Annotated in this window: 12 protein-coding genes, 5 tRNA genes, 1 rRNA gene, 1 pseudogene and 1 other annotated feature; all 19 genes and pseudogenes read right to left on the bottom strand. The window is 28.4% G+C overall.

All coding sequences use genetic code 11. From position 1 onward, the window contains the following. Window position 1 precedes the first annotated feature (1 nt). The gene (gene addB / locus LPC13_RS05880; protein ID WP_234088687.1) at window positions 2–3,448 is read right to left on the bottom strand and encodes a helicase-exonuclease AddAB subunit AddB; all 3,447 of its coding nucleotides are present in this window, start codon (window positions 3,446–3,448) and stop codon (window positions 2–4) included. Between the two features lie 10 nt (window positions 3,449–3,458). Then, a complete protein-coding gene (locus LPC13_RS05875) occupies window positions 3,459–3,977 on the bottom strand; it encodes a GNAT family N-acetyltransferase (protein ID WP_005211877.1) in 519 nt (172 codons plus the stop codon). A 203-nt stretch (window positions 3,978–4,180) separates the two neighbouring features. Further along, window positions 4,181–5,122 (bottom strand): ROK family protein, encoded by a 942-nt coding sequence (locus tag LPC13_RS05870; RefSeq protein WP_040418914.1) that lies wholly within the window; start codon window positions 5,120–5,122, stop codon window positions 4,181–4,183. Between the two features lie 150 nt (window positions 5,123–5,272). Continuing rightward, a tRNA-Ser gene (locus tag LPC13_RS05865) sits at window positions 5,273–5,365 on the bottom strand. A gap of 7 nt (window positions 5,366–5,372) precedes the next feature. Beyond that, window positions 5,373–5,463, bottom strand: a tRNA-Ser gene (locus LPC13_RS05860). Between the two features lie 79 nt (window positions 5,464–5,542). Further along, window positions 5,543–6,100, bottom strand: coding sequence for a beta-class carbonic anhydrase (locus LPC13_RS05855; protein WP_005214703.1), 558 nt, complete (start codon window positions 6,098–6,100; stop codon window positions 5,543–5,545). A gap of 100 nt (window positions 6,101–6,200) precedes the next feature. Further along, window positions 6,201–6,291 (bottom strand) — tRNA-Ser (locus tag LPC13_RS05850). A 221-nt stretch (window positions 6,292–6,512) separates the two neighbouring features. Next, a complete protein-coding gene (panD, locus tag LPC13_RS05845; RefSeq protein ID WP_005210607.1) occupies window positions 6,513–6,902 on the bottom strand; it encodes an aspartate 1-decarboxylase in 390 nt (129 codons plus the stop codon). 18 nt (window positions 6,903–6,920) lie between these two features. Next, a complete protein-coding gene (gene panC / locus LPC13_RS05840; protein WP_234088686.1) occupies window positions 6,921–7,766 on the bottom strand; it encodes a pantoate--beta-alanine ligase in 846 nt (281 codons plus the stop codon). Window positions 7,767–7,777: 11 nt separating this feature from the next. After that, window positions 7,778–8,605, bottom strand: a complete 828-nt coding sequence (panB, locus tag LPC13_RS05835; protein ID WP_005210600.1) for a 3-methyl-2-oxobutanoate hydroxymethyltransferase — start codon at window positions 8,603–8,605, stop codon at window positions 7,778–7,780. Window positions 8,606–8,607: 2 nt separating this feature from the next. After that, window positions 8,608–9,459 carry a Rossmann-like and DUF2520 domain-containing protein gene (locus LPC13_RS05830; RefSeq protein WP_005210599.1) on the bottom strand — a complete coding sequence of 284 codons (852 nt, stop codon included), beginning with the start codon at window positions 9,457–9,459 and terminating at the stop codon, window positions 8,608–8,610. Between the two features lie 332 nt (window positions 9,460–9,791). Beyond that, window positions 9,792–11,069 (bottom strand): serine--tRNA ligase, encoded by a 1,278-nt coding sequence (gene serS / locus LPC13_RS05825; RefSeq protein WP_005210597.1) that lies wholly within the window; start codon window positions 11,067–11,069, stop codon window positions 9,792–9,794. 67 nt (window positions 11,070–11,136) lie between these two features. Further along, window positions 11,137–11,343 (bottom strand) — a binding site (T-box leader). 81 nt (window positions 11,344–11,424) lie between these two features. Further along, window positions 11,425–11,664: pseudogene (locus tag LPC13_RS05820) on the bottom strand (DUF1667 domain-containing protein); the annotation flags it as partial. 14 nt (window positions 11,665–11,678) lie between these two features. Beyond that, window positions 11,679–13,091 carry an NAD(P)/FAD-dependent oxidoreductase gene (locus tag LPC13_RS05815; RefSeq protein ID WP_195245176.1) on the bottom strand — a complete coding sequence of 471 codons (1,413 nt, stop codon included), beginning with the start codon at window positions 13,089–13,091 and terminating at the stop codon, window positions 11,679–11,681. 17 nt (window positions 13,092–13,108) lie between these two features. Then, window positions 13,109–13,618 (bottom strand): transcription repressor NadR, encoded by a 510-nt coding sequence (locus tag LPC13_RS05810; RefSeq protein WP_005210590.1) that lies wholly within the window; start codon window positions 13,616–13,618, stop codon window positions 13,109–13,111. A 16-nt stretch (window positions 13,619–13,634) separates the two neighbouring features. Further along, window positions 13,635–14,135, bottom strand: coding sequence for an HD domain-containing protein (locus LPC13_RS05805; RefSeq protein WP_040418583.1), 501 nt, complete (start codon window positions 14,133–14,135; stop codon window positions 13,635–13,637). 173 nt (window positions 14,136–14,308) lie between these two features. Continuing rightward, window positions 14,309–14,384 (bottom strand) — tRNA-Ala (locus LPC13_RS05800). A gap of 5 nt (window positions 14,385–14,389) precedes the next feature. Next, window positions 14,390–14,466: transfer RNA gene (locus LPC13_RS05795), tRNA-Ile, on the bottom strand. Between the two features lie 5 nt (window positions 14,467–14,471). Continuing rightward, window positions 14,472–14,546: ribosomal RNA gene (gene rrf, locus LPC13_RS17250) — 5S ribosomal RNA — on the bottom strand; the annotation flags it as partial.

Raw genomic sequence — 14,546 nt, 5'->3', positions numbered from 1 at the left:
TTTACTCTCCTTCCTCCTCTTTTACTTTATCAACCATAGACTTCCATAAATCGTCTTTTTTCTTTTTTAGAATAATTTTATATTTATTATCTTTTAAGGATGTATCAAATTGGCATATTGATGAGTAATCACAATAATCACAGTAAGTTACTTTTGAAGATTTACATGGCTCTATTTTAATATCTCCGCTAAGCATTTCTTCACAAATTTCTATCATTTTATCATTAACATATTTTCTTAATATATCAAACTGTTCTTTAGTCACAACAGCACTAGTGCTTGTAAAATCTCCATCCTTTTTAAAAGCTGCTGGTACTATAAGTGAATAAGTTTCCATTTCATTATCCATAGCCTTAACTACTTTAGCATCCTTTAACAATAATCCATCCATTTTAAGTTTCTTTAAAACTTCTGTCTGAATTTCTTCTTCACTTAGTGCTTTCTTCGATTGAATTATTGGATTATCAATTTTAAAGTATAAAATTGCTCCTGGCATACACTCTGTCTTTAAAATTTTATCTGAACTTTTAAGTATTGCATCTAAATAAACTAATAATTGAATTTGAAGTCCATAATATAACTCATTTAAATCAAAGCTTTTTGAACCCGACTTATAATCAACTATTCTTATATACGTTTCTCCATCTAATTCTACTTTATCGATTCTATCTACTCTACCTTTTAAATAAACTGTTTCATTGGATGGTAATTCTAATTTTATTGGATCAGAATCCTTAAAATCACCAAAATCAAATTCATTTTTAAATACATCAAATTCTCCTCTTCTCATTTGCTCTGATATTACAGTAACTGATTTTGTTATAGTTTTCTTAAATCTTTCTGAGAAGTATTGATATTTTTTATTACTATTTAATATAGAATTTGTTTCATTTCTAAGTTTATTATTAACTAACTCATTTACGATTTCACTGCATCTATATTTAGTTAATTCACTCCAATGAATATTTTCCTTTTTTATTTTATTTGTAAATTGATCTAATATCTCGTGCATAAAAGATCCTAAATCTGGTGCTGAAAACTCATACACTTTTCTATCTTTAGCCTTTAATCCATATTGAACATAATATCCGAAAGGACATTGTGCATACTTTTCAATTCTAGAAACACTAAACATAAGTCTTCCATTTTCATTACTATAAAGCTCTTTTATTTTTTCTCTTGGAATTCTCTCAACTAAATTTGTATAATTTAATCCATTAAATACAACATTAGTTCTATCTTTAAATTCTTCACTTTCTTCAAACCACTTAAAAGCTTCTTTCCAATGCTCTTCTATTTCTTCCTTTTCATATTTTCTTCTTAATGCTTCTATAAGTTCATTAAAGGTTGGAATCGGTGCTGTAATATTATGATATTTATCATAATATAAATCACACTCTTTTATGTGATTATAATATATTTCACTTTCTTCTTGCATATTAGGTAATATCTTTTTAAGTCTAGGTATAATTATTGATGGTCTTAAGGATTTTCCTTCAAAGTCTGCCATAGGATAAGTTATCATTAAATAATTTGAAGGTATAGTTAGTGCTGTATAAACCATAAACTGTTCTTCAAATATTCTACTTCTTGTATCAGAGGCTAATTCGATTCCTAAATTTTTAAGCTCTATTCTATCTTCATCTGATAGTATCCCTTCATCCTTATTAGCTGAAGGTAACACACCATCATTAGCTCCCACTACATATAACGCTTTTACATCTCTGCCTTTTATCCTTGCTATATCGCCGATGTTCACCTGATCTAAAGACATAGGAATAACACCTATTTCTTTTTCTTCAAAGCCTGATACTAAAAGCTTAGAAAAGGTCTTTAAATCAACTTCCTCATCACCTAAAACCTTCACGGCTTGATCTAGCATATCCATTACTATACTAGGTACTTGTGTATATTCCTTTATTTTATCCTGCATTCCTAATCTATTAAATTCCTCAAGCCAAGAATCCATAGTTTCAAAAGCATTTATTTCTAATAAAAACTCATATAAGGCCGTACAGTATTTTATTACAGTTGTATTTCCTTTTATTTTATTATATAGCTTAATTATTGGCCTTCTTATTTCCTCCATATATTCAGCTATTTCAATTTCCTCTTGAGTAAACTCTCTCTCATCTTCTTCTAATAAGTTTTTAGTCCATTTATATCCTTTAATTCCATTAGCTAAAATATAATTCTCTAGTTTATCTATAAACTGTGATTCTAATGTTATAAGTCCACTTTTTACATATTTAAATACACTTTCATAGGACCAATTACTTATTAATATTTCTAATGCTGATATTATTAAAACTACTAAAGGATTACTTAATATATCTCTTTTTTTATCTAAGAAATATGGAATATTATATTCATTAAATATTACTGAAGTTATTTTATCGTAACTATCAATTTCTCTGCACACTACAGCAATATCTTTATATCTATATCCCTTATCTCTAACAAGTCTTAATATATCTTGAGCAACCCACTCTATTTCGTTGTAATTATTATTAGCCTTATATAACCTTACATCTTTATTTTTTCCCTTATATATTTTAAATGGATAATTAAAAAAGTATTTTTCTAGGTGCTCTAGCTCATTGCTTTCCTTAAATCTATATATATTCTTATTATTTAAATATACAGGTTCCTTATAACTTATATTGTTCTCCTGCATCATCTTTATAATTTTATTTTCAGTGCTAGTTATTACACTGAATATATCAGCTTCTCCACCTTTAGATGAATCTTCTCCATCGCTACATAATGTAATATTTATATTTTTACATTGCTTTGCTAATACCTTTAATACCTCTATTTGTTGAGGGGTAAAAGTAGTAAATTCATCAACCCAAACTTCTGCACCATTATATAATGTACATTCTCTTAATTTATTTGCTAATATCGTTAATATATCTTCTGAATCTATATATTCTTTATGTAAAGCCCCATTAAAGCTTTCATATATATTTAATAAATCACTTATTTTTTCCTTTAATTCATCTTTATCTATTTGTAATTCTTTTTCCCTTAATATTTCCTCGGAAATATTATATTTTTTAAATTCTGTTATTGATTTAGAAACTGTTCCTACAAAACCTTGCTTTTTGCTTATCTTACTAAAGTATTGTAATTCTTCTCCCTTATCCTTTAATAATTTATAAATAAGCATATTTTTTCCTGAATCTTCTATAACATTAATAGCTCTTCCACCACAACTATCGAAAACTCTAGTTGCCATTCTTTTAAAACTTAAAACCTCTGCTCTAAGCAATGCTTTTTCCCCTATAGCTTCTAATAACTTCTTTTCAGTTTGAAAAGTATATTGATCCGGAACTAAAAGTATAAGTTTATTCTTATCTTGATTATTTAATTTTTTATTTATTTGCTCTAAGCAATAATGGCTTTTTCCATCCCCTGCTCTTCCGAATATAAATCTAATTCCCATAAAAAACTCCTTAAGCTTTAAATTCTTCTTTAAGTAATCCCATTAAAACTGTATCTAAATAAGTATCTTTATAATAGTACTTTTTTCTTCTTATTCCTTCTTCAATAAATCCAAATTTTTTATAACACTTTATGGCCTGGATATTTTCCTTTACAACTTCTAATTCAATCTTGTGGGCTCTTTTTTTAAAAAATAAGTATTTTAGAAGTGTATTTATTGAATCTTTTCCATATCCCCTATTCCAATACTTTTTACCTATAGTTATACCTATGGAATATACTCCTTCTGCATACTTATCTTGAGAATATGCTATTATTCCTACTACATTTCCTTCTTTATTTATAATTACATAATTCTTTTTTGAGGAAATATTAAAATATTTAAGATGGTCTTTAATATATTCTTTTGATACTATTCCACTTTTTCCACCATTATACTTTAATACATCACCATCTGAACATAAGTTATATACTACATCAATATCTTCTTTTATTAATTCTCTTAAATATATTTTATCCCCATAAATCATTCTAAACCCTCCTCATATTAATGATACTATCATTTTGAAGATTTTTCTAACTATTACGTATATATAATCGCTCTTTATTTTTTAGTGCTTTATTATAATAATATTATTGCATTATATAAAAATAAATTTTATATAGAAAAACAGTATATATGAGTTTCACTCATATATACTGTTTTATATTTATTAAATTCCTATATTATATTTTATCTTTCAGTTATGGCTAAAGCGGCAGCACCTAATACTCCTGCTTTTCCACCTAATACGGCTTTTTCAATTGAACAGCTTTCTACAAATGCATTTAAGCATCTTTCTTCAACTACATTTTTTATAGTTTCAAGTACTATTTCTCCACCATTAACTACTCCACCACCAATAACAACTTTTTCTGGATCAAAGTTTGTTATAGTGTTAGCTACAGCTATTCCAAGGTAATTTAATGAATAGTTTAATATATCTTTAGCTACTTTATCACCATTTGCAGCTTCAATAAATACTTCCTTAGCTGTTACATCTTCATAATTCTTTAATGAAGTTTTTACGTTTGTTGCTACAGCTTCCTTTGCTCTTTTCCCAATAGCTGTTCCTGAACCAAACGCTTCTGCACATCCTATATTACCACAACCACATCTAGGACCTTCTGTTGATACAGTCATATGTCCAACCTCTAATGCATTTCCTGTAGCACCTCTAAATAATCTACCATTTAATACAGCTCCAGCACCTATTCCAGTACTAGCTGTAATAAATACCATATTTTCAGTTCCTTTTCCTGCACCAAACATAAACTCACCTAAAGTCGCTACATTTGCATCATTATCTAAGTGTGTTGGTAATTCAAATTTTTCTCTTATAGTTTTAACTATTGCAAAATTTTTAAATGGTAAATTTGAATTTTCTATAATTATTCCATTTTTAACATCTAAAGGTCCAGGGGAACCGATTCCAATTGATTTAATTAAATTTTTATCTGTTCCATCTATAACGTAATTAATAGTGTCTAGAATTCTTCCTAATACAGCTTCTTCACCTTCATTAACTAATGTTGGTACTGTTTTTTCTTTTATTATATTTCCCTCTAAATCTACTAATGCAGTATAAATTTTAGTTCCACCTAAATCTACACCAACTACATATTTTTTTTCCATTATAAACCCTCCCTCAAGCTTGTACTCTAATAACAAATAAAAGTATATCATTTTAATTGTACGTTTACAATTATTTATTATGGAAAATTTGGAATTTAACTTTAATAAATATTATAAACAAAAAAGCATCTAACATAAGTTAGATGCTTTTGGCGGAGAACAAGAGATTCGAACTCTCGCACCGGTTTTATCCAGCCTACTCCCTTAGCAGGGGAGCCTCTTTAGCCACTTGAGTAATTCTCCGTGTAATTGGCGGAGAGAGTGGGATTCGAACCCACGGTACGCTCACACGCACGCCGGTTTTCAAGACCGGTGCCTTAAACCAACTCGACCATCTCTCCTCGTTACAAGAATTATTATATCAACGGTTATTATTTATGTCAACATATTTTTTAAATTTTTTTTATATTTTTTTATTTACTAGTACCCATTCACTATAATTTCTAATTTTCCAGTAGATGGATCCATTATTAATCCATGTACTTTTATATCTTTATTAATTAATGGATGCTTCTTTATTAACTCAACGCTTTCTTTCACCGATTCCTCTACAGAATCAAATCCATGTAACCATTTTTTTATATCTATTCCTGAGTTATTTAATGTTTCTATTACATCCTCTTTAATTCCTCTATTAATTATTTTCTTAATGGTTTCCTCTCCATTTATATTACTCATACCACATCCTTTGTGTCCAATCACTAATACTTCATCAGTATCAAATTCATAAATTGCCACTATAATACTTCTAATAATACTTCCAAATGGATGCATTATGGTTGCCCCTGCATTTTTTATAATTTTTGCGTCTCCATTTTTTAAATTAAGTGCTTTTGGCAATAATTCTGTTAGTCTTGTATCCATACAAGATAATATTACTATCTTTTTATCTGGATATTTTGTTACTTCGTATTTTTCATATTCTTTATTTTCAACAAACCTTTTATTATATTCCATTATTTCATTTAATTTATTCATATTCTATACCCCAAATTTAAAATTAATATAACAATACTATTTTACCAATAAATATAAAAAATTATATACAAAAAAACCTCTAGCAATTTGCTAGAGGTTTTGGCGGAGAGAGTGGGATTCGAACCCACGGTACGCTCACACGCACGCCGGTTTTCAAGACCGGTGCCTTAAACCAACTCGACCATCTCTCCTCGGAACAATTGTTATTATATCAATGGACAAATATTATGTCAACACTTTTATTAAAATTTTTTTAAATAATTTATTTGCATTTAATAAACTACTAGATAGATTGCTTAAATAATCACTTCTTCTATTAATAATTTAAAATACCATTTTCTAAAATTAACTTAAATATTTTTAAAACTAAAGAGTTAAGAAATTTAAAATTCTTAACTCTCTTTTTTAATTTTTACATATCTGAAAGTTTTCCGTGCTTTTCGTAGTTAGTTATTCTATCAACTTTATTTTCTTCATTAACAAAAACAACCTTTGGCTTATGTTCTTTAATTTCCTCTTCATCTAAATCACAATAAGCCATTAATATAATTTTATCCCCAACTTGTACACACCTTGCAGCTGCTCCATTTAAACAAATCATTCCTGAGCCTCTTTCACCTGCAATTGTATATGTTTCAAATCTTGCCCCATTATCTATATCTACAATATGAACTTTTTCGTATTCATATATTCCTGCCGCATCTAATAAATCTTCATCAACAGTAATACTTCCTACATAATTTAATTCAGCTTGTACTACAGTTGCTCTGTGTATTTTACCTTTTAACATATTTATCTTCATTAATTGCTTCTCCTCTTACTATAACTCATAAGTAAAGTTATCTATTAATCTTGTTTTTCCTATAAATACTGCTACTGCTACTAATACAGATTTACTAATTTCTTTTACATTTTCCATAGAAAAACTATCTACAACCTCTATATAATCAATTTTGGCAAGCTTTTCTTCATCAATTTTATTCTCTATTATTTTTATAATATTTTCCGCTTTTCTTTCACCATCTTGAATTTTACTTTTAGCTAAAGTTAAAGCTTTATTTAAAATTGTCGCTGCATCTCTTTCCTCTTCTGATAGATAAGTATTTCTTGAACTTTTGGCAAGTCCATCCTCTTCTCTGACTATAGGACAACCTATTACTTCAACATCAATATTTAAATCTCTTACCAATCTTTTTATAATAGCTAACTGTTGAGCATCTTTTTCTCCAAAATATGCTCTATCAGGAGTAACTATATTAAATAATTTAGTTACTACAGTACAAACGCCTCTAAAATGAGTTGGTCTACTTTTCCCACATAATCCACTTGTTAATCCATTCATATCAACAAAACTAGAAAAATCATCAAAATATATTTCTTCATTTGTAGGATGGAATATAATATTTGCTCCAGCTCTTTCACAAACTACACTATCTCTTTCTAAATCTCTTGGATAAGTTGATAAATCTTCTTTAGGTCCAAATTGCATTGGATTAACAAATATACTTACAACAACTCTATCATTTTCTTGTGAAGCTCTTTTTATTAAACTCTCATGCCCCTCATGTAAATATCCCATAGTAGGAACAAAACCTATTTTAAGCGCTTGAGTTTTCCATTCTTTAACTAAGTTTCTCACTTCATTAATAGTATTTAAAACTTTCATTTTTATACCCCTTAATATAGTTTTTCTATAACTTCATCATTTATTTTAAAAGAATGCTCTTCTGCTGGAAAAACCCCATCACGAACTTCCTCTATATACTTCTTAAATGCTATATCCATTTTCTCACCTAAATTTTCATATTTCTTAACGAACTTAGGTGTAAAATCACTATACATACCTAACATATCTTGATAAACAAGAATTTGACCATCACATTCTGCTCCCGCACCTATTCCTATTGTAGGTATAGATAATTTTTCAGTTATTATTGCTGCAAGCTTAGCTGGAACACATTCTAATACAACTGCAAAAGCCCCTGCTTTTTCAACTGCTAAAGCTGCTTCAATAAGATTTTTTGCAGCTTCCTCATCTTTACCTTGAACCTTAAATCCACCAAATGCATTTACCGATTGAGGTGTTAATCCTATATGTGCCATAACTGGTATAGATGCTTTAACTATAGCCTCTATCTTATCACACACTTCAATACCACCTTCAAGTTTAACAACATGTGCTCTACCTTCTTTAATTAATCTTCCTGCATTAACTACAGCATCATATATAGAAGCTTGATATGACATAAAAGGCATATCTGCTACCACCAATGTATTTTTTACACCTCTTGAAACTGCCCTAGTATGATGAATCATATCCTCCATAGTAACTGATAAAGTATCTTCATATCCTAAGCAAACCATACCTAAAGAATCACCTACTAATATTCCGTTAATACCTGCATTATCAATTAATTTTGCTGTTGAATAATCATATGCTGTAAGCATTGTTAACTTTTCTTTTTTTTCCTTTGCTTGTCTAAATGTAACTGCTGTATTTTTCATAACTACTCTCCTAAATATTCCTCTAAATTTCTATAGTTTTTATCACTATTTTTAACTTTTGCTATCTTCAAAATATTTTTTGATAATAATCTATACAATTCTTTATCCTCTTCACGCAAAACACTAAAATGATTAATTATTGTTCCTAAATCTCCTCTTTCTACAGGACCAGTTAAGCTATTTATTGTTCCTTTTTCTTTGATATTCTTTAAATTAAACTCTATTAATGGATATAATGCTTTTATAGCCATTTCATCTGAAAATCCACATTCTTTGAGATAATTAACACCGTTATTAATTAATCCTAAAACTAAATTACTTACTGTTACAGATGCAGCATGATACAAAGCTTTATTTTCTTTATTAATAACGCCTACATCATTTCCTAAATAGCTAAATAACTGTTTAAAATATTCTATATGTTTTTCATGACCTTCAATTGTGATAAATGCTTGAGATAAATTTTTATAAGAATTATATTTGTCCGAGATAGCGAACATTGGATGAATAGAATAACCATAAGCACCATGATTATTTATATTTGAAAAGATTTCTGAAGAAATAGAGCCACTACAATGGCAAATTATTTTTTCTTTAATAGGTAACTTTTTTATTTCATTCCACACACTTTTAATTTGTCCATCTTGTGTAGTAATGAATATAGCATCACTATCATTTATTATATCTTCTAATTTTTCATATTGTCTTGTATTCGTGAAAACTGCAGCTTCTTTTGCTGAATGCCCTGTCTTACTATAATACCCACTTACGTCTATATTGTTTTCTTTTAGATATTTTCCTAAGGAAAATCCGACTTTTCCTGCTCCAATAAATCCAAAATTTATAATTATCACCTCCTAAAAGAGTGTGACACTATTTAGTCCCATTCAACTTATGATATGAGCTATTTCTTTAATCTTTAAAATTCAAATATATCTTGGTGCGGTTTAATTAAAATACCACCCATAATAAATTTACCATATTTCTATTTTTTGTCAATACTACTTGTATTTCTCACCCTACTTTGATAATTTATTTTCTTAACTAAAGGATTTAATACTATATTTTACTGAAATTTTAGATTAATAATTAATTTAAAACATAAAAAAATAAGATATACCTAAATTTTTATAAAATTTAGGTATATCTATAGAATAAATTAATTATTAAATTTATAAATTATATATTATCTTATAACGTCCATTCCACCCATATATGGTCTTAATGCCTCTGGTATATTAATAGAACCATCTTCGTTTAAGTTATTTTCTAAGAATGCAATTAACATTCTTGGTGGAGCAACAACTGTATTGTTTAAAGTATGTGCAAAATATCTGCCGTTTTCTCCATTTACACGTATTTTTAATCTTCTAGCTTGAGCATCTCCTAAGTTAGAACAGCTTCCTACTTCAAAGTATTTTTGTTGTCTTGGAGACCAAGCTTCAACATCAATAGATTTAACCTTTAAATCTGCTAAATCACCTGAACAGCATTCTAAAGTTCTTACTGGAACATCTAAAGAACGGAATAATTCTACAGTATATTTCCATAATTTTTCAAACCATTCTTTGCTTTCTTCTGGTTTACAAACAACTATCATTTCTTGCTTTTCAAATTGATGTATTCTGTAAACGCCTCTTTCTTCTATACCATGAGCACCTTTTTCTTTTCTGAAACATGGTGAATAACTTGTTAATGTTTGAGGAAGAGTTTCTTCTTTTAATATAGTATCAATGAACTTACCAATCATAGAGTGTTCACTAGTACCGATTAAGTATAAATCTTCACCTTCAATTTTATACATCATAGATTCCATTTCAGCAAAACTCATAACTCCAGTAACTACTTCGCTACGAATCATGAAAGGTGGGATACAGTAAGTAAATCCTTTATTAATCATGAAATCTCTAGCATAAGAAAGTATTCCTGATTGTAATCTTGCAATATTCCCCATTAAGTAATAGAATCCATTACCTGCAACCTTTCTTGCACCATCTAAATCAATACCATTTAATTTTTCCATTATTTCTGTATGATATGGTATTTCAAATGATGGAACTACAGGCTCACCAAAACGTTCTACTTCAACATTTTCGCTATCATCTTTTCCAATTGGAACAGTTGGATCGATAATATTAGGTATAACTAACATTATATTTTTAATTTTTTCTTGAAGTTCATTTTCTTTAACTTCTAATTCTGCAAGACGAGCTGCTTGTTCATTAACTTTTGCTTTTAATTCTTCAGCTTCATCTCTTTTGCCTTGACCCATTAATACACCAATTTGCTTAGAAATAGTTTTTCTATTTGATCTTAAAGAATCTGCCTCTTGTTGTGTTGCTCTGCTTTCTACATCTAAAGCAATTACTTCATCAACTAATTCCAATTTTTGATCTTGGAATTTGTTTTTAATGTTTTGTTTAACTATTTCAGGATTTTCTCTTAAAAATTTTAAATCTAACATAATATCCTCCTACATATTTATTGTATTTTTCTAAATTTTTCTAAATAAAAAGGAGTCCACGTCCCTAAAAAGGGACGAAGAACTCCGTGTTGCCACCCTAATTGATAATAAATACTCTTTATTATCCACTCTTTATAAAACTAACGTATTTAGCACGTACTGCTCATCACAGTCCCTCCAAGGTGGATTCATAAAACATTGTTATCAGTTCACACCAAATCCACTGACTCTCTTAAAACAATAATCTTATTACTAGCCTTTTCAACGGTTTAAGCATTATATTAATATATTATTAAATATATTACAATTTCCTACATTTTGTCAATACATTTACTCTCATATTAAACTATAAACTTTAGTCAATTAAGTCTCTTGTACAAATTATATCAACACCACTATTTAAAATATTTTTACATACAACACTCCCTCTTTTAATAGGAGTACTTACATATATTCTACTTACTACTTTAGACATTTCTACCCATAACTCTTTGTCAACTTCATTGCTACTCTTTATTGGAACAACATTATATCTATCATTCCCTTTAACTCTTACTATTGAAGTGAAAATATCTTTCTTACTCATATATTCTCTCCTCCTATATAATTTTAAATACTTTTAAATTCTTTTATTCTTCCTGAAATTACATTAGAATTTTTAGAGTCATCAACTATATCAGTTATTTTCTTACCAAGCTCTCTAGATAATATTTTTATTATTTTTTCATTACAATATGCACCATGACAATTACCAAATCCAGCTCCAGTTCTTCTCTTTACACCTTTAACAGTTCTTGCTCCTAATGGTCTTCTAATGGAATCTACTATCTCGCCTTCAGATACATTATTGCACATGCAAACAATTTTTCCATACCTATCATCTAATCGTATAACTTCATTTATTTCTTCTCTATTCATTTCTCTAAATCTATAGAATTCTCTTCTTTTATCTATGAAGTTTTTATTTAAAGTACAATTTAAATTATGCCCAAGTGTATCACATAACATCTTCGCAATAGCTGGTGCTAATGTTACCTTTCCATAGTGAGTACCTATAACACTAATATATCCCTTATCAACTTGAGTGTCATCTACTACTATAGAATCTTTATCATAGCTTTCTCTAAATAAATTATTTATATTACCCTTATTTAACTCTTTCAATAAATTTCCTGCATACTCTAAATTATCATCTAAACTAGTTTTTTCTGTACTCTTTATTCCAATTAATGATCCACCATTTAATATAGGTGTAGATACTACAAACGTATCCTTATCAAAAGTTTTAGTTACTATTCTTTGTAATTTATTTTCATAATTATCATCAATTAAAATATAACTCATATTTTTAAATGCATTAACATCATTATTACTTTCTTTTTCTTCAACTATACCTTGTTCATTTATATAAATCTCATTTGCTATTGTGTTTATTACAACTTTACACATAAACTTATTCTTATTAGTTACAACTCTGAATCCTTTAGTTATATTTTGAATAGTTAAAACTTCTTCTTCTAATCTAAAGTTTACGCCATTATCAAAAGCAACTTCAGCATAAGCAATAGCTAAATCATATGGCGCTACTATCGCAACATTCTGAGAATATAAACCTTTCTTAACTTCCATATTAATGTTAGGCTCTATTTCATATACTTCATCAGGTTCTATTAAGTATACTCCATCTATACCTCTTCTTATTGCCCTATCATACATTTCTCCTAACTTTACTACTCCATTATTATCATTTACTACTCTTAAAGCCCCTATCCTTTTAAATGGAACATCAAATTTTTCGCATAAGTCTTCTAATAATATATTTCCTATATACTCAAGTCCAGCCATAACATTATTAGATGTCTCTGAACCATCATATACTATTGATGTATTTACAAAAGAAACATCATCTGCAATATCATATTCCTTTTCAATTACAGCTATATTTAAATTATATTTAGATAACTCATAAGCTACAGCACAACCTATTATACCGCCACCTAAAACTAAAACATCATAATCCATAATTTAATACCCCTATTTTATAAAATGAAACCTTTTTCTTTTAATTCTTGTTTTATCAAATCCATATTTTCTAAAGAATCAGCTGAAATAGTGTGAAGATGTACTCCATCAGTTAATATTGATAAAGGTTTTGCTTTTGCCTCATTAAGTGCACTCTTAAATTTATTTAAATCATTTAGGTTTTTTATCATAATCGTGCCTCTTATTTCTCCATAAATTGGATGTTCAACTATAACATCTTCTATTATTCCACCATATTTAACTACAATTTCAAGCTCATCTATCATTTCATTATCACTATGATTTACTGCTATTATTGATTTTATTCTATTTTCCTTTTCCTCATTTATCATATAGCCATCTGGTGTTGCTATAATATTATTTCCTTTAGCTCTTAAAATAGCAATATCTTTAACAATTATTTGTCTAGTAACATTAAATTTTTCTGCTAGTATAGTTCCTTTAATTGCACCTTTTTCTCCATGTAACAATTCAACAATACTATTTCTTCTTTCATCAGCTTTCATACTTCACCCCATTTACTTAATTCTTATTATCACATTCTCTAATAACTTGTAGCAATTTACTTTCATTAGTGATTTTATTATTGTGATGATATCTAATAGTATCTAAAAACTCCTTATCATACACATTTAATTTTTTTAATATGTTTGCACCTTTTTCAGCGTGATTATAATATGCATCTACAACTTTAAAACTGTCATATTTTTTAAGCTTACCTTTAGTCAATTTATTAAGAATAACAACAGCTGATTTCTCAAATAAATTAAGACTATACTCACTTTTGCCTATATCATGAAGAAGAGCTGCTTTAGCTACTCTATTTACATTCATATTCTTTTCTTTAGATATATCTATAGCATCTTTACAAACTCTTATGCAATGATGTTTATCTGGCTTCTTTAATTTATTAAATAATTTTTTTTCATCGCTATTTAAAAATTTATTTACATATGTAGTATCTACATCCTGTAATAGTGACTTTGCTGCCCATATAAATTGTTTTACTCTATAAACTGACATTATTACCACCTTATCTTTAACATATTTTGTAATAGGCATTCATATTAATAATACCACTATTTTATATCATTTTAAAATATAAATACATTTCTATTTATCTACATTTACTGTATATTTTCAACAAATTTAAAGTTTTATATAACAAAAAAAGCTACGATTTATATCGTAGCTTTTGGTGGAGGTAAAGGGATTCGAACCCTTGACCCCTTGCGTGCAAGGCAAGTGCTCTCCCAACTGAGCTATACCCCCAAAAATGGTGGACCTTCAGGGACTCGAACCCCGGGCCGACCGGTTATGAGCCGGTTGCTCTAACCAACTGAGCTAAAGATCCTTATTACCTGGCAACGTTCTACTCTCCCACACGGTCACCCATGCAGTACCATTGACGCTGTAGAGCTTAACTTTCCTGTT

The organism is Clostridium celatum, assembly GCF_021412605.1.
Classification (GTDB): domain Bacteria; phylum Bacillota; class Clostridia; order Clostridiales; family Clostridiaceae; genus Clostridium; species Clostridium celatum.
The sequence above is the reverse complement of the archived record's forward strand: the minus strand, read 5'-3'. Positions and strand labels throughout refer to the sequence as shown.

Bases quoted from the DNA above. Each gene is read 5' to 3' on its own strand.
- LPC13_RS05870 (WP_040418914.1), bottom strand. From the start codon at position 5,122: ATGGAAAAAAAATATGTAGTTGGTGTAGATTTAGGTGGAACTAAAATT.
- panB (WP_005210600.1), bottom strand. From the start codon at position 8,605: ATGAAAAATACAGCAGTTACATTTAGACAAGCAAAGGAAAAAAAAGAA.
- LPC13_RS05815 (WP_195245176.1), bottom strand. From the start codon at position 13,091: ATGGATTATGATGTTTTAGTTTTAGGTGGCGGTATAATAGGTTGTGCT.
- LPC13_RS05875 (WP_005211877.1), bottom strand. From the start codon at position 3,977: ATGATTTATGGGGATAAAATATATTTAAGAGAATTAATAAAAGAAGAT.
- serS (WP_005210597.1), bottom strand. From the start codon at position 11,069: ATGTTAGATTTAAAATTTTTAAGAGAAAATCCTGAAATAGTTAAACAA.
- LPC13_RS05810 (WP_005210590.1), bottom strand. From the start codon at position 13,618: ATGAAAGCTGATGAAAGAAGAAATAGTATTGTTGAATTGTTACATGGA.
- panD (WP_005210607.1), bottom strand. From the start codon at position 6,902: ATGAAGATAAATATGTTAAAAGGTAAAATACACAGAGCAACTGTAGTA.
- LPC13_RS05855 (WP_005214703.1), bottom strand. From the start codon at position 6,100: ATGAATAAATTAAATGAAATAATGGAATATAATAAAAGGTTTGTTGAA.
- panC (WP_234088686.1), bottom strand. From the start codon at position 7,766: ATGAAAGTTTTAAATACTATTAATGAAGTGAGAAACTTAGTTAAAGAA.
- addB (WP_234088687.1), bottom strand. From the start codon at position 3,448: ATGGGAATTAGATTTATATTCGGAAGAGCAGGGGATGGAAAAAGCCAT.
- LPC13_RS05805 (WP_040418583.1), bottom strand. From the start codon at position 14,135: ATGTCAGTTTATAGAGTAAAACAATTTATATGGGCAGCAAAGTCACTA.